The sequence below is a fragment of the Fusobacterium ulcerans ATCC 49185 genome, assembly GCF_900683735.1.
In the GTDB taxonomy this organism is placed as follows: domain Bacteria; phylum Fusobacteriota; class Fusobacteriia; order Fusobacteriales; family Fusobacteriaceae; genus Fusobacterium_A; species Fusobacterium_A ulcerans_A.
Genome location: NZ_LR215979.1, coordinates 1676532 through 1692815, shown reverse-complemented (window position 1 = coordinate 1692815; position 16284 = coordinate 1676532). Strand labels below are relative to the sequence as shown.

The following is a 16284-nucleotide window of genomic DNA, read 5'->3' as shown; positions in this document are numbered from 1 at the left end:
ATAGGTTGAAAAAATATAAATAAAATAGTATCCTTAATATATAAGTACTAAATGAGTAAGAGGAGATAAATATGGATATGGATGTCAATATAGTTTTTATTAAACCAACTAAATTTGAAGACTGCATGAAATGTATAGAACATATAAAAAAAGATAGAATAGTTCACATAAATCTTTTTGATTTAGATGCAAATGATTCACAAAGAATATTAGATTATATTAGTGGAGCAGTATATATTCAAGAAGGACAGATAGTAAATCCGGGAGAAAAGGTATTTTGTACAATTCCTAAAAATAAAAAATTTGTTTTTGAATATAAAGATAGAAATAGCGTAATGGACTCAAGATATGATGAAGAGGAAGAAATAATTCCATCTTATAAAAAATAATTTATAAAAAACTGACTTGAAAACAGATAAAAAAATTTCAGGGCAGTTTTTTTATTTTAAAGATTCTAATAAAATCAAAGGGGAATTAAGACATTATAAAATACTTTTAAAAAAATAAAAAAAACTGTTGACGTGAATTGCTAATTATGGTATTATAATCCTTGTCCACGAGAAAAGGGGACAAAAAAGAAAAGCATTAAAAAAGGACATTAACAACAGAATAGAGAGAGAAGAAAAAATCAACAAACAATAAATGGTGTAAACGATCAGTTAAAAAACTGAGTAAATAGATTGAACGAAGAGTTTGATCCTGGCTCAGGATGAACGCTGACAGAATGCTTAACACATGCAAGTCTACTTGATCCTTCGGGTGAAGGTGGCGGACGGGTGAGTAACGCGTAAAGAACTTGCCTTACAGACTGGGACAACATTTGGAAACGAATGCTAATACCGGATATTATGATTGGGTCGCATGATCTGGTTATGAAAGCTATATGCGCTGTGAGAGAGCTTTGCGTCCCATTAGTTAGTTGGTGAGGTAACGGCTCACCAAGACGATGATGGGTAGCCGGCCTGAGAGGGTGAACGGCCACAAGGGGACTGAGACACGGCCCTTACTCCTACGGGAGGCAGCAGTGGGGAATATTGGACAATGGACCAAAAGTCTGATCCAGCAATTCTGTGTGCACGAAGAAGTTTTTCGGAATGTAAAGTGCTTTCAGTTGGGAAGAAGTCAGTGACGGTACCAACAGAAGAAGCGACGGCTAAATACGTGCCAGCAGCCGCGGTAATACGTATGTCGCAAGCGTTATCCGGATTTATTGGGCGTAAAGCGCGTCTAGGCGGCTTAGTAAGTCTGATGTGAAAATGCGGGGCTCAACCCCGTATTGCGTTGGAAACTGCTAAACTAGAGTACTGGAGAGGTAGGCGGAACTACAAGTGTAGAGGTGAAATTCGTAGATATTTGTAGGAATGCCGATGGGGAAGCCAGCCTACTGGACAGATACTGACGCTAAAGCGCGAAAGCGTGGGTAGCAAACAGGATTAGATACCCTGGTAGTCCACGCCGTAAACGATGATTACTAGGTGTTGGGGGTCGAACCTCAGCGCCCAAGCTAACGCGATAAGTAATCCGCCTGGGGAGTACGTACGCAAGTATGAAACTCAAAGGAATTGACGGGGACCCGCACAAGCGGTGGAGCATGTGGTTTAATTCGACGCAACGCGAGGAACCTTACCAGCGTTTGACATCCCAAGAAGTTAACAGAGATGTTTTCGTGCCTCTTCGGAGGAACTTGGTGACAGGTGGTGCATGGCTGTCGTCAGCTCGTGTCGTGAGATGTTGGGTTAAGTCCCGCAACGAGCGCAACCCCTTTCGTATGTTACCATCATTAAGTTGGGGACTCATGCGAGACTGCCTGCGATGAGCAGGAGGAAGGTGGGGATGACGTCAAGTCATCATGCCCCTTATACGCTGGGCTACACACGTGCTACAATGGGTAGTACAGAGAGCTGCAAACCTGCGAGGGTAAGCTAATCTCATAAAACTATTCTTAGTTCGGATTGTACTCTGCAACTCGAGTACATGAAGTTGGAATCGCTAGTAATCGCAAATCAGCTATGTTGCGGTGAATACGTTCTCGGGTCTTGTACACACCGCCCGTCACACCACGAGAGTTGGTTGCACCTGAAGTAACAGGCCTAACCGTAAGGAGGGATGTTCCGAGGGTGTGATTAGCGATTGGGGTGAAGTCGTAACAAGGTATCCGTACGGGAACGTGCGGATGGATCACCTCCTTTCTAAGGAGATCATTTCTCTTTCTCTATTCTATTGATGGTGTTCTTGTGATAACGGCAGTTATCATCTAAAAATAGAACAGTATCTTTATGAATGCGTTTGTAGCTCAGCTGGTTAGAGCACACGCCTGATAAGCGTGAGGTCGGTGGTTCGAGTCCACTCAAACGCACCATATGGTATGGGGATATAGCTCAGTTGGGAGAGCGACGCACTTGCACTGCGTAGGTCAGCGGTTCGATCCCGCTTATCTCCACCAAATTTTTTTTCGATTTTTTTATGGACATTGGAAACTATATAGTAGATAAAATACAATTTTAACTCTTGTTTATATAAACAGAGTTAGCTGTCAATCAAATTAAACAAAAACAAAATAGGTTAAAATAATTAAGGGCACACAGGGAATGCCTAGGTAGTAAGAGCCGATGAAGGACGTGGTAAGCTGCGATAAGCTTGGGTTAGCTGCAAACGAGCGCCAACCCCAAGATTTCCGAATGGAGCAATCTGCTAAGATGGAGTCTTAGCACGAAAGAGGGTACCGAGTGAACTGAAACATCTAAGTAACTCGAGGAAAAGAAAGTAAAAACGATTCCCCAAGTAGCGGCGAGCGAACGGGGATGAGCCTAAACCATATAAGTGTCAAGGATACAGCCGTTGCTTATATGGGGTTGTGGGAAGAACGTTTGAAGAACTGTAAGATATTCAACATATCTAATGACCGAACTGGAACTAGTTGGAAAGCTAGATCGTAGAAGGTGATAATCCTGTACAGGTAAACTCATTAGAATGTATGTTCTCTCCCAAGTAACATGGAACACGAGGAATTCTGTGTGAATCTGCGAGGACCATATCTCGTAAGGCTAAATACTCTTACTAACCGATAGCGTATAGTACCGTGAGGGAAAGGTGAAAAGAACCCCGGGAGGGGAGTGAAATAGAACCTGAAACTGTGTGCTTACAAGCGGTCAGAGCTCTTCGGAGTGATGGCGTGCCTTTTGGAGAATGATCCTGCGAGTTACGTTCAGTGGCGAGGTTAAGTATAACGGAGCCGAAGGGAAACCGAGTCTGAATAGGGCGACATAGTCGCTGGGCGTAGACGCGAAACCTGGTGATCTAAGCCTGTCCAGGGTGAAGCTGTGGTAAGACACAGTGGAGGCCCGAACTCACCGCCGTTGAAAAGTTGGGAGATGAGGTAGGTTTAGGGGTGAAAAGCCAATCGAACTAGGAGATAGCTCGTTCTCTCCGAAATGCATTTAGGTGCAGCCTTGAGTGTTTAATTATGGGGGTAGAGCACTGAATGAACTAGGGGGCATATTGCTTACTGAATTCAATCAAACTCCGAATACCATAATTCAAAGCTCAGGAGTGAGACTATGGGAATTAACTTCCATTGTCAAAAGGGAAACAACCCAGACCACCAGCTAAGGTCCCTAATTATAACTAAGTGGGAAAGGAGGTGGAGATTCACAAACAACCAGGAGGTTGGCTTAGAAGCAGCCATACCTTTAAAGAGTGCGTAATAGCTCACTGGTCGAGAGTCTCTGCGCCGACAATGTAACGGGGCTAAGTTATAAACCGAAGCTGTGGAATTGCGCAAGCAATTGGTAGGAGAGCGTTCTGTAGGCCGTTGAAGGAGAAGCGTAAGCAACTCTGGAGGTATCAGAAGTGAGAATGCAGGAATAAGTAGCGAGAAAGGGGGCGAGAATCCCCCTCGCCGGAAGACCAAGGTTTTCAGGGTAAAGCTTGTCTTCCCTGAGTAAGCCGGGACCTAAGCCGAGGCTAAAATGCGTAGGCGAATGGAAAACAGATTAATATTTCTGTGCCAGTTATATTTTGTGATGGAGGGACGCAGAAGGGTATGTGCGCGGGAGAACGGAAGTTCCCGTAAAAGCATGTAGAGTGGTCTAGTAGGAAAATCCGCTAGATTAGACTTGAGGTGTGATATATAGTCGTAAGATGAATGCACAAATCCCACGCTGCCGAGAAAAGCTTCTAACGTTAAGGTATAACTGCCCGTACCCGAAACCGACACAGGTGGTCAGGATGAGAAATCTAAGGCGGACAGGCTAACTCTCGTTAAGGAACTCTGCAAAATTGCCCCGTAACTTTGGGAGAAGGGGTGCCCCTGGATGTTAGTAATTACGCATTATGAAGCATTTGGGGGTCGCAGTGAAGAGGCTCAAGCAACTGTTTAACAAAAACACAGGTCTATGCTAAGCTGTAAGGCGATGTATATGGGCTGACACCTGCCCAGTGCCGGAAGGTTAAGAGGAGGAGTGAGAGCTCCGAATTGAAGCCCCGGTGAACGGCGGCCGTAACTATAACGGTCCTAAGGTAGCGAAATTCCTTGTCGGGTAAGTTCCGACCTGCACGAATGGTGTAATGATTTGAGCGCTGTCTTGACGGGAGGCCTGGTGAAATTGTACTACCGGTGAAGATACCGGTTACCTACAGTAGGACGGAAAGACCCCATGGAGCTTTACTGTAGCTTGGTATTGGGTTTTGGCATTGCATGTATAGGATAGTTGGGAAACTATGAAGATATGGCGCTAGCTGTATTGGAGTTGTCGGTGGAATACCAACCATTCAATGTCGAAATTCTAATCTGTGGTTTGCAGCCACGGAAACAGTGCTAGGTGGGCAGTTTGACTGGGGCGGTCGCCTCCGAAAGAGTAACGGAGGCGTTCAAAGGTTCTCTCAGGTTGGATGGAAATCAACCGCAGAGTGCAATGGCATAAGAGAGCTTAACTGCGAGACTGACGGGTCGAGCAGGTGCGAAAGCAGGACATAGTGATCCGGCGATTCCGAATGGAAGGGTCGTCGCTCAACGGATAAAAGCTACCCTGGGGATAACAGGCTGATTTTGCCCGAGAGTCCATATCGACGGCAAAGTTTGGCACCTCGATGTCGGCTCATCGCATCCTGGGGCTGGAGAAGGTCCCAAGGGTTGGGCTGTTCGCCCATTAAAGCGGTACGTGAGCTGGGTTCAGAACGTCGTGAGACAGTTCGGTCCCTATCCACTGTAGGCGTTAGAATATTGAGAAGATCTGTCCTTAGTACGAGAGGACCGGGATGGACAAACCTCTGATGTACCAGTTGTCACGCCAGTGGCACAGCTGGGTAGTCACGTTTGGAACGGATAACCGCTGAAAGCATCTAAGCGGGAAACCAGCTTCAAGATAAGTATTCTTTAAGACTCCTTCGAGACTAGAAGGTTGATAGGTTGGGGGTGTAAGAGCTGCGAGGCTTTTAGCTGACCAATACTAATAAGTCAAAGTTTTAACCTAAAGATTGAAAGCGCGAAAGCGTATGCTACTATATAGTTTCAAGTGTCTATTAGAAAAAATAAAGACACAGCTTGGTAAGAATAGCTGCGGGGGTACACCTGGTCCCATTCCGAACCCAGAAGTTAAGCCCGTAAACGCTGAAAGTACTTGGAGGGAAGCCTCCTGGGAGGATAGGAACTTGCCAAGCTTTTTTTATAATATTTTTTAGAACTCTCCATTTGGGGAATATTTTTTTATTTTTTGGAGTTTATAGTGGAGGACAAATGGCTAATGCAAATATAGATGATAAAAATATTTACCACAAAATAAATGTTCTCAAAAAAGGACAAAAAGAAAAAGAAGAGAGAAAAAGAAAGAAAAGACGAAATATGACTATGATGGGTTCTATTCTTATTTTAATTATATTAAGTGTATTAAATATGCTTAGTGCAAGTTTTTATACTATCTACACAAGAGGTATAGGAATTTTCACTAATTATCTTGTATATATGTTCATTGCTTTTATTGCTTTAATGATTACTGGAAATATAAATTATAAACAATATAATAGAAATGGATTTAATTTATTTCTTTTAATAATAACTGTGGTTTTATTTTCATTTATTTTAATAGGAGCTCGAATGTTTCCTGGAATAGTTCCAAGAATAAATGGAGCCATAGGATGGATACGTATATTTGGATTTAGTTTGCAGCCAGCAGAATTATTGAAACTTCCTTTTATAATCCTTATTGCACACATTCTGGAGAGATGTGAAAGAGATGGAGCTAAAAATCTTTCAATAGTTTTTTCTGTTATGCCAATAATGCTTTTATTTGGATTCTTTATAATGTTTCAAGATGATTTGGGAACGATGATACATTATATAGCTATACTGCTTTTTATGCTTTTTATGACAAAAATAGATACTAAGTGGATAGTATCAGTAGTAATGGCAGGAGTAGTTGGAATGGCTAGTATATGTTTGTATGTTCATCATTTAGGTGATGTTTCAGAAAAAGGATATAAGATGAGAAGAATAGGAAGTTTTTTAAATGGGCTTCTTAATAATGAATATGATAATGCTATAGGATATCAGGTGGGACAATCTCTTCTGGCTTTTGGAAGTGGAGGTATTTTAGGAAAAGGATATGCAAATGGAGTGCAAAAATATAGCTATCTTCCAGAAATAAGAACAGATTTTATTCTGGCTTCATATGGAGAAGAACTTGGATTCATTGGAATGTTTATTATAATGATATTTTTCTTTTTGATATTTAATCTTATAAAAAGAACTGCTATGGAGTGTAAAAGTTACTTTGGAAAATATCTGGCAATTGGTATTGGGGGGTATCTGATAACACAAGTATTGATAAATATATATGTTGCATTAGGTATGCTTCCAGTATTTGGAATACCTATGCCAATATTCAGTTATGGGGGAACTTCACTTATAACCATATTTTCAGCCTTTGGAATAATAGGAAATATAAACTCTGAAGAGTAAAAAAAATAGATTTAAGTATAAATTTTTATAAAAAATGGATAACTTCTAAAAGAGGGACTTTAATTCCTATCTTATATATGATATAATGACTTTATTAATTTTTTATTTTAAGAATTAAGCATTTTATAAGGGAAAGAAAATAAAATAATTAATGAGGAGATAAATAATATGGAAATGAATAAAATAATAGAGAAAATAAACTATTTTACAAGGCTTTCAAGAGAAAGAGAACTGACTTCTGAGGAGAAAAAAGATAGAGAATTATTTAGAAAAATGTATATGGAGCAATTTAGAGCTCAAGTAAAAGGACATTTAGATAATATAACAATAGTAGATGGAGAAGTTGAAAACAGTACAAAAATAATATAAAGTTTTACGGGGGTAAAAATGGAAAAAGTAACAGTAAAATCTCTATACAGAGATAAAGAAAAATTTATTGATCAAGAAGTAGAAATTTCAGGATGGATAAAGAAAATCAGAGTTCAAAAGAATTTTGGTTTTATAGAAATCAATGATGGATCATTTTTCAAAGGAATCCAAATAGTATTTGATACAAAATTAGATAACTTTGATGAAGTTTCACGTTTATCTATAATTTCTTCAATAAAAGTAAATGGAAAATTAGTAAGATCTCAAGGGGCTGGACAAGATATAGAAATAGTAGCAGATGGTGTAGAAATATATCAAAAAGCAGACTTAGATTATCCTTTACAAAATAAAAGGCATACTTTTGAATACTTGAGAACAAAAGCTCATTTAAGACCTAGAACTAATACATTCTCAGCTGTATTTAGAGTAAGATCAGTTATAGCTTATGCTATTCATAAATTTTTCCAAGAAAATGGATTTGTATATGTACATACTCCAATAATAACTGGTTCTGATGCTGAAGGTGCTGGAGAAATGTTTAGAGTAACTACTTTAGATTTAAATGATTTGCCTAAAGGTGAAGATGGAAAAGTAGATTCTTCAAAAGACTTCTTTGGAAAAGAGACTAATCTAACTGTAAGTGGACAGCTAAGTGGAGAAACTTATTGCGCTGCTTTCAGAAATATATATACATTTGGTCCTACATTTAGAGCTGAGTATTCTAATACTGCAAGACATGCTTCAGAATTCTGGATGATAGAACCAGAAATAGCCTTTGCTGATCTTGAAGCTAATATGGAACTTGCTGAAGCCATGGTAAAATATATAATTAAATATGTTTTAGAACAATGTCCTGAAGAAATGGAATTCTTCAATCAATTTATTGAAAAAGGTTTATTTGATAAACTTAACAATGTATTAAATAGCGACTTTGGAAGACTTACATATACTGAAGCTATAGAAATACTTGAAAAATCAGGAAAGAAATTTGATTATCCAGTAAAATGGGGAATCGACCTTCAAAGTGAACATGAAAGATATTTAGCAGAGGAACATTTCCAAAAACCAGTTTTCCTTACTGATTATCCAAAAGATATAAAAGCTTTTTATATGAAACTTAATGAAGATGGAAAAACTGTAAGAGCAATGGATTTACTGGCTCCTGGAATAGGAGAAATAATAGGTGGTTCTCAAAGAGAGGATAATCTTGAAATTCTTGAGGGAAGAATGAATGAACTAGGAATGAATATAGAAGATTATGGATTCTACTTAGACTTGAGAAAATATGGAAGCTTCCCACATTCAGGATATGGATTAGGACTTGAAAGAATAATTATGTATGTAACAGGAATGACAAATATTCGTGACGTACTTCCATTCCCAAGAACGCCTAATAATGCAGAATTTTAATTTGAAGATTAATTAAGGGGATCAGAATGGTATTGAAATTTTTTTTGCTCTGGGGAATGATTATATTAGGGATATTTTATATAATAACTTATCCTTATAAATCAAAACTTGCCAGAAAATTAAAAAGAGTTAACAGTTTTGAAGAAATTGAATTTATAAAAAATTCAGATGAAAGTTATTCAAATATATCTCAAGTTGAAATTGATGAGTATGTAACTCTAGAAGAAAGAAATATTAAAAGCTCTTTTGTTGATGAAGAGATGAAATATACTATTATTACCCCTAAAGATAATATAAAAGATGGAATTCCTTGTCTTTTTCTTCTTCATGGGCTAAGAGATGAAAATAAAGATTGGCTGGAAAAAGGAAAATTATTAGAAAACTATCTATCTCTTTTGAAAAAAGGAGATATAGAACCAATGATATTTATTTTGGCAGGTTCTGGTGAAGAAGGGCAAAGCTGGTATTCTAATTTTTCTGCAGAAAAAGGTTATCAGTATGAAAATTATATAATTAGTGAGCTTATTCCAGAGATAAAAAGAAAAGTTCCCAAATCACCTTTAGGAATAGTTGGATTTTCTATGGGAGGTTATGCAGCTTTTAAGCTGGGACTTAAATACATAGACATATTTAAAGTTATTGGAAGTTTTTCAGGAGCAATAAATCTTGTAAGAATGAGTGTCAATAGAAGAGTTATAAGATTGTTTAAATTCATGTATATACCAAAATTTCTTTTTAATGATGTTGATAAAAGACAGTTTATAAGAGTTTTTGGGTCATGGGGTTATAAGATATTAAAAGAAGATCCATACAGCATGATAAAATATATGGAAGCTGAAAAACTGAGTAATAAATATTTTTATGCCAGTGTTGGAATAGAGGATAGAGTAAATCATTTGATGCTTCAGCAATGGCTGGATGTAATGGGAAGAATGAAAAAGAATAAGTATAACTTTAAAGGGTACTTATGTGATGGAGAAACACATACATGGGATTATGTAGCCAGGGATATGACTAATTTCTTAAAATTCTTCAATGAAAAAATAAATAAGTAGTATGTACATAAAACTCTTTGTTGATATTAAAAAATCTTCAGAGAGTTTTTTTATTAAACTCTATTATTTTTCTGTTATTTCTGTTACAATATATAGGTTGATAAATCAAGATAAAGAGATATTTGAGAGGTAATGATGAAAAAAAGTATAAAAGAAATAATAGTTGTAGAGGGAAGAGATGATATATCAGCAGTAAAAGCTGCTGTTGATGCTGAAATAATACAAGTAAATGGATTTGCAGTGAGAAAGCAGGGAACTATTGAAAAAATAAGAGTAGCAGATCAAAATAGAGGAATAATAATTCTTACTGATCCTGATCATGCTGGAGAGGAAATCAGAAAATATATACATAAATTTTTTCCAGAGGCAAAAGATGCATACATTAGAAGAATAGAAGGAACAAAAGATGGAGATGTAGGTGTAGAGAATGCATCTCCTGAAGCTATTATCAATGCTTTGGAGAAAGCTAGATGCAGTGTGCTGGAAGATAAGGATGCAATCTTTACAATGGATTATTTGATGGATTGTGGGCTTGTAGGAAGTGGAGATGCAAGTGTTAGAAGAGAAAAAGTTGGTGGAAAATTAGGAATAGGATACTCTAATGGGAAGCAATTCTTATCGAGATTAAATAGATATGGAATATCTAAAGAAGAATTTGAAGAAGCTCTAAAAAATATTTAGAATATTGAAGAAGGCTTATAAAATATAAAATTTAAGTTAATTTATGTTTATAAGCTATTCTTTTCCATTAAATTAGTATTGACTTTTTATTGAATTACATATAAAATATGTTGTTAAATTAAATAAATCACTAAATCCTCTATGTGAGGGAGATGTCCTAGCGTGAACCAACCATCTATAAAAAACTAGTCTTTTTTTATTTATGCAGGGTTTCTACTCTGCTTTTTTTTTGAAAAATTTTAGATTAAGGAGTAAAAATGGGAATAAGATACAATAAAATCATTGATAAACATCAAAGAGAGATAGTTCTTTTAAAAAGCTTTCCATGTAAATATGGCAAATGCAGTTTTTGTAATTATATAGAGGATAATTCTTTGGATGAAAAAGAAATAGATAATGTAAATATGGAAGTTTTAAAAGAGATAACAGGAGAATATGGAGTTTTAGAAGTCATAAATTCTGGCTCAGTTTTTGAATTGACGCCAAAAACTTTAGAAGAAATAAAAAGAATAGTTGTAGAGAAGAATATAAAAATTCTTTATTTTGAGATTTATTATGGATATATAAAAAGACTTGATGAAATTAAGAGATATTTTCCAGATGTAGAAATACGATTTAGGATGGGAGTAGAAACATTTGATAATGACTTTAGAGTAAAAGTATATAATAAAAACTTTGTTATGAGGGAAGAGGAAATAGTAGAAGTCAGCAAGAAATTATTTTCTGTATGCTTGTTAGTATGTGTAAAAGGACAAACTAAGAAAATGATAGAAAATGATATCAAAATTGCTTTAGAGAATTTTAAAGGGGTAACAATAAATATTTTTATTAATAATGGAACTGTAATAGAGAGAGATGAGGAACTGGTAAAATGGTTTGTAGGAAAATATTCGTATTTAACATCTGATGACAGAGTGGAATTACTTCTTGATAATAAAGATTTAGGAGTTTTTGAACAATAAATATATTTGGAGGAGGAAAAATGAGAAATGAATTTTTATGGGCAATAATGCTGCTGGTAAATTTTTTAGCAATAATATTTGCTTATTCTAAATTTGGGAAAATAGGGTTGTATGCATGGATACCAATATCTACAATACTGGCTAATATTCAAGTGGTTATGTTGGTTGACTTATTTGGTTTTGGAACTACTTTGGGAAATATACTTTATGCTGGAGGATTTTTAGTAACTGATATACTTGCAGAGAATTATGGAAAAGAACATGCTAAAAAAGCTGTAAAAATAGGTTTTTTCTCATTGCTAGTAATGACATTGATAATGCAGATAGCTGTGGCTTTTACTCCTTCAAATGTAGAAGAAGGACTGCTTACTTTTAATGGAGTAAAAAGAATATTTGATTTTATGCCAAGAATAGCAATAGCTTCTCTTGTTTCATACTGGATATCTCAAAGTCATGATATATGGGCGTATGAGATGTGGAGGAAGAAATTTAGTGAAAGAAAGCATATCTGGATCAGAAATAATATGAGCACAATGATAAGCCAGCTTATAGATAACAGCATTTTTACATTAATAGCTTTCTGGGGTGTATATCCAAGAGAGGTGCTGATAGAAATATTCATTACTACTTATTGTATGAAATTTATAGTGGCAGTATTTGACACACCATTTGTATATATTGCCAATCATTTAAAATTAAGTGGGAAAATAAAAGAAGCAGAGTTGTAATTAAAAAGAGATTGACTAATGGGAAAATTAAAAATTTAAGACTTTTTCAGCAGAAAGGCTATACATATCTTTCTAAATTTAGAAAATGCTAAAATTTATTTTAATTTTGAGGGTCAATCTCTTTTTCTATATATTATTATATTAAATTTTCATCAATGCAAAGACTAACTTTATTTTCAAGCTTTTCTCTTATTTCATTTGAAACAGGAATACTTTTAATTTCTCCATTTTGAATATAATAAAAAAGCTTCATATCCTCTTTTACAGAAATTATATTATTAGTATATACTTTTATTAAATCTTTCCATTCTTCCATATCATCACATACTTTTTTTAAAAGCTGAACTTCTCTGAGAAGAATATCAAATATTTCTAATGGGAAATCATGCTCATTTTCACTAAATAAAAATTTAACAACAAGGTTATTATTATCTTCAAGATAATTTATTAAAGTATTTACATCAAATTTTTCAGCTAACTCTTTCTTTTCAAATTCAGTCATGTTTTCACCTCTAAAATTATGATATTTATAGTAAAATTATAACATTTTTATTTTTAAATTAAAATTTTTTAATTTAATATTTATAAATAAAAAACATTATCTAATAGCTAATAAAATCATTTTAAAATTATACACCTTTGTGACAAAAATTTCATATGAATAGAGAGAGAAGAGAAATTTTTACAGTTAGAAAATTTTATGAATTAAAAATTAATTTTAAAGAAATAAATAAGATAAATAAAATTATAAAAGCATAGAAATTAGTTTTAATAAAATATCATCATACAGAAAAAAATAAAAAAATTTTTTTATTGAAATTTTTTAAAGTTATAGAATAGTATTTGCTTATTTATTTTCTTATAAAATGTTGAATTAATATTTTTTGTGTTATAATAATTATGTGTTACTAAAATTGTCACACAAAAAACAAACAAATAATTTAAAAAAATCAAATAGTGAATCAAAAGGAGGGAGATTAAAAAAATAAGATATAAAAAAATTAATAGTTAAATAAGATTTGGGGGATAAAGTATCAAAAACTATTGTATTGATTTTTTAACAGAAAAGAATTGTATAAATATTATATTGATATGAAAGCTTCAGATAGGTAAAAAACAAAATATCTAAGGAGGAAAGATGATAAGATTAACAGAAAAAGAATTAGAAAGCGTAAAGGAAAATAAGGATGCTGTAGCACAATTACTTGTGAGAAAAGCTATATTAGCTGAAATGGAAGCAAAAGAATATAATGAAGAAGAAAAAAAATATTTAGAAGAATTAAAGTTAAATATGGAAATTGAATTTTATTTAGGAACTCTAGCACAAAAAAATATTACAATATCAGATTATGAGCTTTTAGAAATATATAAGAATAATGCTGAAGTTTTAAAAGATAAAAATATAACAGAAATATATCCACAATTACAGCAGTCTTTGATAAATCAAAAAATTGGAGAAGAAAAACTTGTAATAATTAATAGCATAGTTGAAAAATACAATTTAAATGAAACTTTAAAAGAGTATATTAATGAAGATAAAAATGAGAAAATTGAAAAAGAAGTATAATAAATTTAGGTTAGATTTACATAAATAAAAGCCTGACTTTAAAAACTAGTCAGGCTTTTCTAATAAGGGTTCAGAACTTCTTGTTCACATAGGACATTATTGATTTTTAAAAAATCCAGATAAAAAAATCGATCCTTTTTATTAAACTGCATCTAAACGTAAAAAGAAAATTTTAAAAGTTTAAATATGTTTAAAAACGTCTTTTATATAAAAAATTCTTATTTTTATTTAAAAAATAAAGTTTTTTAAAAGGAAAAAAGTGTTTTTTCTGTAATATCTAGTATATAAGAGATATAAAGTAAATAATGGTTAATATAAATATCTTATATTAACCATTTCTCTTTTTTATAATATCGTATTTTTGAAAATAAATCAACTATTTTTTTTAAATAAATTAACTATTTTCTTTCTATAAACTTAAAAAATTGAACTTATATCTTGAATTTATCATACACTTTGTTAATCATTTCTTGCTCTATTCCTATATACTTTAATGTTTGTTCTGCAGAGGAGTGATTGAATATAGACATAACTAAGGCTATATCCAAAGTTCCTCTATAAACTGTATGCCCCCATGTTTTTCTTAAAGAGTGAGTCCCAATTGGGTAAGCAATGTTCAAATCTGCTTTAGCCTGATTCAAATATTTACTTATTGATACAGTAGAAATAGGCTTATCAAAGAGTTCTTTCACATACTTTCTATTTAAAGATTTAAATAAAAATCCTCTTTCTCTAGAATACCCCAAAGATTCGTAATAGTTCTTTAATTCTTCTATTGACCTTTGACAGACAGTATTTAATTTAATCTCTCTCATCTTTTTAGTTTTCTTTTCTTTTAATTTTACTACATATTCAGAATTTATATCTTCAAATCTTATTTTTGACAAATCAGAAATTCTTAGCCCAACATTTACCCCTATATTTATTAATGCTAGGATTACTACTTTATCATTTAATTTGAAATATTTTCTTAATTTTTTTAAATCTTCCTTACAGATGTATTTTACTTCTTGTCCTCTTTTATCCATTTTTTTCTCCTTTTTTGATTTTTTCGAAAATCGTGATAATTTCATTAATAGATCGCTTTTAATGGTTAATATAAGATATTTTTATTACCTAATGAAAAAGCGTAATTAAATAAAAGGATTGGCAGATCCTTTTAACTATTATAAGTTACGAATAAGATGAAATTGGGAGGGAATTATGAAGAAACTAAGTTTTTTATTTCTATCAGCCATTTTAGTAGTTAGCTGTTCAAATACAAAAGAGAGCAGTGATGACCCTTTAGATATTCTTAATCAAAGAAGGAGAGAATATTATGAAAAAGAAAGGGAAAAAGAAGCAGAGCAAGCTAGAAAGGCTGCTGAAATTTCTAGAATGACAGAAAAGGAAAGAAATGAGTACGAAATTCAGAGAATAAAAGAAAAAATTAAAGAGATGAAATAGTAATTTTCTTTAAAACAAAATACTGGGAGGATTTTTAATGAAAAAAATTTGTGGAATAGTTTCTATTATCGCAGCGGGGATGCTGATAGTAGGTTGTAATGATACAAACAAAACTAATACTAATGTTCCAACAAAAATAACTTTGACAGAACAAGAAAAAAAGAAAGATAAGGATGAAGTAGCAAGATTATTAGTTTATAAAGCATTACTGGAAGAAGTAAAAAAAGCTGAATTTACACCTGAGGAATTAGAAAACATCCAAGTAGCTCAAAATCAGCTTAAAATAAATTACTTTATTGAAAGAGAATTAAAAAATAAAACACAAATTACTGATGATGAAGCAGCGGATTTTTATAAAAGACATAAAGATCAATTTGATGATAAACCTTTAGAGGAAATGCTTCCAATATTGTATAAAAGTTTAGCTATAGAAAAGTATAATCAAGCACAAGTTGAGTACTATAATTCTATAATCGAAAAATATAAATTGAATGATATCCTGAAAAAAGAGGGAATTATTAAAGATGAACAAGTAGAAAAAATTGATGGGAAGGAAGTGGAAAAAATATGAAAAAGGTACTTATAATTTTGAGTTCTTTACTATTAATAAGCTGTTCTAACAACAATACTGCAAACACATCTAATATGTCTGAGAAAGATATGCAAAGAGAAAGACTAGTTAGATTGGCAATAGAGAAAAAAGAAAAAGAAGAAGCAGCAAAAAGAGAAGAATTAAGACAAAAAGCATTAGCTGAAGAAGCTGCAATGAAGCAGAAGGAAGCTGAAATGAAACAAAAAGCAGCAGCTAAAGAAGCTGAGATGAAGCAACAGGCTTTAGAAAATAAACAAAAAGCTGAAGAAGCAAGAAGACAGGAAATATTAAAAGCTCAGGAAGCTAAAGAAAAAGCATTAGCTGAAGCAGCTGCAAAAGAACAGGCTCTAAAAGATCAAAGAATGTCTAGAGAAGAGATATTTAGAGAGATTATTAATATAAATAATGAATTAGATGGAAAAAATGTAAGCAAGGAAAGAGTAAAAGAATTAGAAAAGAGACTTGCTGAACTGGAAAAATTGAACAAATAATAACGTTAAAAAAGTTTTCTAAACAAAA

General features: G+C 33.3%; 14 protein-coding genes, 2 tRNA genes and 3 rRNA genes. 17 read left to right on the top strand and 2 right to left on the bottom strand.

Going from position 1 to position 16284, the window contains the following annotated elements; all coding sequences use genetic code 11:
* Nucleotides 1–71 precede the first annotated feature (71 nt).
* The 13 genes from E0E45_RS07635 to E0E45_RS07575 all read left to right on the top strand — a co-directional run bounded on the left by E0E45_RS07635 (nt 72) and on the right by E0E45_RS07575 (nt 12160).
* A complete protein-coding gene (locus E0E45_RS07635) occupies nt 72–389 on the top strand; it encodes a cell division protein SepF (protein WP_005982340.1) in 318 nt (105 codons plus the stop codon).
* A gap of 292 nt (nt 390–681) precedes the next feature.
* Nucleotides 682–2189 (top strand): 16S ribosomal RNA (locus E0E45_RS07630).
* A gap of 93 nt (nt 2190–2282) precedes the next feature.
* Nucleotides 2283–2359: transfer RNA gene (locus tag E0E45_RS07625), tRNA-Ile, on the top strand.
* Nucleotides 2360–2367: 8 nt separating this feature from the next.
* Nucleotides 2368–2443, top strand: a tRNA-Ala gene (locus tag E0E45_RS07620).
* A gap of 117 nt (nt 2444–2560) precedes the next feature.
* Nucleotides 2561–5471 (top strand): 23S ribosomal RNA (locus tag E0E45_RS07615).
* Between the two features lie 70 nt (nt 5472–5541).
* Nucleotides 5542–5658: ribosomal RNA gene (gene rrf, locus E0E45_RS07610) — 5S ribosomal RNA — on the top strand.
* The 16S, 23S and 5S rRNA genes sit together here with 2 tRNA genes alongside, the layout of an rRNA operon.
* Nucleotides 5659–5734: 76 nt before the next feature.
* Complete coding sequence (locus E0E45_RS07605; protein WP_232044079.1) at nt 5735–6955, top strand: FtsW/RodA/SpoVE family cell cycle protein; 1221 nt, start codon at nt 5735–5737, stop codon at nt 6953–6955.
* Between the two features lie 168 nt (nt 6956–7123).
* Nucleotides 7124–7324 carry a DUF896 domain-containing protein gene (locus E0E45_RS07600; RefSeq protein WP_130890618.1) on the top strand — a complete coding sequence of 67 codons (201 nt, stop codon included), beginning with the start codon at nt 7124–7126 and terminating at the stop codon, nt 7322–7324.
* A gap of 18 nt (nt 7325–7342) precedes the next feature.
* On the top strand, nt 7343–8734 hold the full coding sequence (gene asnS, locus E0E45_RS07595; RefSeq protein ID WP_130890617.1) for an asparagine--tRNA ligase: 1392 nt from the start codon (nt 7343–7345) through the stop codon (nt 8732–8734).
* Between the two features lie 26 nt (nt 8735–8760).
* Nucleotides 8761–9789 carry an alpha/beta hydrolase gene (locus tag E0E45_RS07590; protein ID WP_130890616.1) on the top strand — a complete coding sequence of 343 codons (1029 nt, stop codon included), beginning with the start codon at nt 8761–8763 and terminating at the stop codon, nt 9787–9789.
* A gap of 135 nt (nt 9790–9924) precedes the next feature.
* Nucleotides 9925–10470 (top strand): ribonuclease M5, encoded by a 546-nt coding sequence (gene rnmV / locus E0E45_RS07585; protein ID WP_130890615.1) that lies wholly within the window; start codon nt 9925–9927, stop codon nt 10468–10470.
* 257 nt (nt 10471–10727) lie between these two features.
* A complete protein-coding gene (locus tag E0E45_RS07580; RefSeq protein WP_130890614.1) occupies nt 10728–11432 on the top strand; it encodes a radical SAM protein in 705 nt (234 codons plus the stop codon).
* Between the two features lie 20 nt (nt 11433–11452).
* Complete coding sequence (locus E0E45_RS07575) at nt 11453–12160, top strand: queuosine precursor transporter (RefSeq protein WP_130890613.1); 708 nt, start codon at nt 11453–11455, stop codon at nt 12158–12160.
* A gap of 136 nt (nt 12161–12296) precedes the next feature.
* On the opposite strand, the gene E0E45_RS07570 is transcribed toward E0E45_RS07575, so the two are convergent.
* Nucleotides 12297–12662 carry a hypothetical protein gene (locus tag E0E45_RS07570; protein ID WP_130890612.1) on the bottom strand — a complete coding sequence of 122 codons (366 nt, stop codon included), beginning with the start codon at nt 12660–12662 and terminating at the stop codon, nt 12297–12299.
* Nucleotides 12663–13298: 636 nt separating this feature from the next.
* On the opposite strand from E0E45_RS07570, the gene E0E45_RS07565 reads away from it, so the two are divergent.
* Complete coding sequence (locus E0E45_RS07565; RefSeq protein WP_130890611.1) at nt 13299–13727, top strand: hypothetical protein; 429 nt, start codon at nt 13299–13301, stop codon at nt 13725–13727.
* A 431-nt stretch (nt 13728–14158) separates the two neighbouring features.
* On the opposite strand, the gene E0E45_RS07560 is transcribed toward E0E45_RS07565, so the two are convergent.
* Nucleotides 14159–14755 (bottom strand): tyrosine-type recombinase/integrase, encoded by a 597-nt coding sequence (locus E0E45_RS07560; RefSeq protein WP_130890610.1) that lies wholly within the window; start codon nt 14753–14755, stop codon nt 14159–14161.
* A gap of 175 nt (nt 14756–14930) precedes the next feature.
* On the opposite strand from E0E45_RS07560, the gene E0E45_RS07555 reads away from it, so the two are divergent.
* From E0E45_RS07555 to E0E45_RS07545, 3 genes are read left to right on the top strand one after another with little or no spacing between them, the layout of a single operon-like run.
* The gene (locus tag E0E45_RS07555; protein WP_130890609.1) at nt 14931–15173 is read left to right on the top strand and encodes a hypothetical protein; all 243 of its coding nucleotides are present in this window, start codon (nt 14931–14933) and stop codon (nt 15171–15173) included.
* Nucleotides 15174–15210: 37 nt separating this feature from the next.
* Nucleotides 15211–15744, top strand: a complete 534-nt coding sequence (locus E0E45_RS07550; RefSeq protein ID WP_130890608.1) for a hypothetical protein — start codon at nt 15211–15213, stop codon at nt 15742–15744.
* Nucleotides 15741–16256: a hypothetical protein gene (locus E0E45_RS07545; protein ID WP_130890607.1), complete on the top strand. Its 516-nt coding sequence runs from the start codon at nt 15741–15743 to the stop codon at nt 16254–16256. Before E0E45_RS07550 ends, E0E45_RS07545 begins: the two co-directional genes overlap by 4 nt.
* Nucleotides 16257–16284 lie beyond the last annotated feature (28 nt).

What these genes read in the sequence shown, in the direction of transcription:
- E0E45_RS07575 (WP_130890613.1), top strand. Translation starts at nt 11,453, where the DNA reads ATGAGAAATGAATTTTTATGGGCAATAATGCTGCTGGTAAATTTTTTA.
- E0E45_RS07555 (WP_130890609.1), top strand. Translation starts at nt 14,931, where the DNA reads ATGAAGAAACTAAGTTTTTTATTTCTATCAGCCATTTTAGTAGTTAGC.
- E0E45_RS07570 (WP_130890612.1), bottom strand. Translation starts at nt 12,662, where the DNA reads ATGACTGAATTTGAAAAGAAAGAGTTAGCTGAAAAATTTGATGTAAAT.
- E0E45_RS07560 (WP_130890610.1), bottom strand. Translation starts at nt 14,755, where the DNA reads ATGGATAAAAGAGGACAAGAAGTAAAATACATCTGTAAGGAAGATTTA.
- E0E45_RS07600 (WP_130890618.1), top strand. Translation starts at nt 7,124, where the DNA reads ATGGAAATGAATAAAATAATAGAGAAAATAAACTATTTTACAAGGCTT.
- E0E45_RS07550 (WP_130890608.1), top strand. Translation starts at nt 15,211, where the DNA reads ATGAAAAAAATTTGTGGAATAGTTTCTATTATCGCAGCGGGGATGCTG.
- rnmV (WP_130890615.1), top strand. Translation starts at nt 9,925, where the DNA reads ATGAAAAAAAGTATAAAAGAAATAATAGTTGTAGAGGGAAGAGATGAT.
- E0E45_RS07580 (WP_130890614.1), top strand. Translation starts at nt 10,728, where the DNA reads ATGGGAATAAGATACAATAAAATCATTGATAAACATCAAAGAGAGATA.
- E0E45_RS07545 (WP_130890607.1), top strand. Translation starts at nt 15,741, where the DNA reads ATGAAAAAGGTACTTATAATTTTGAGTTCTTTACTATTAATAAGCTGT.
- E0E45_RS07565 (WP_130890611.1), top strand. Translation starts at nt 13,299, where the DNA reads ATGATAAGATTAACAGAAAAAGAATTAGAAAGCGTAAAGGAAAATAAG.
- asnS (WP_130890617.1), top strand. Translation starts at nt 7,343, where the DNA reads ATGGAAAAAGTAACAGTAAAATCTCTATACAGAGATAAAGAAAAATTT.
- E0E45_RS07605 (WP_232044079.1), top strand. Translation starts at nt 5,735, where the DNA reads ATGGCTAATGCAAATATAGATGATAAAAATATTTACCACAAAATAAAT.
- E0E45_RS07590 (WP_130890616.1), top strand. Translation starts at nt 8,761, where the DNA reads ATGGTATTGAAATTTTTTTTGCTCTGGGGAATGATTATATTAGGGATA.
- E0E45_RS07635 (WP_005982340.1), top strand. Translation starts at nt 72, where the DNA reads ATGGATATGGATGTCAATATAGTTTTTATTAAACCAACTAAATTTGAA.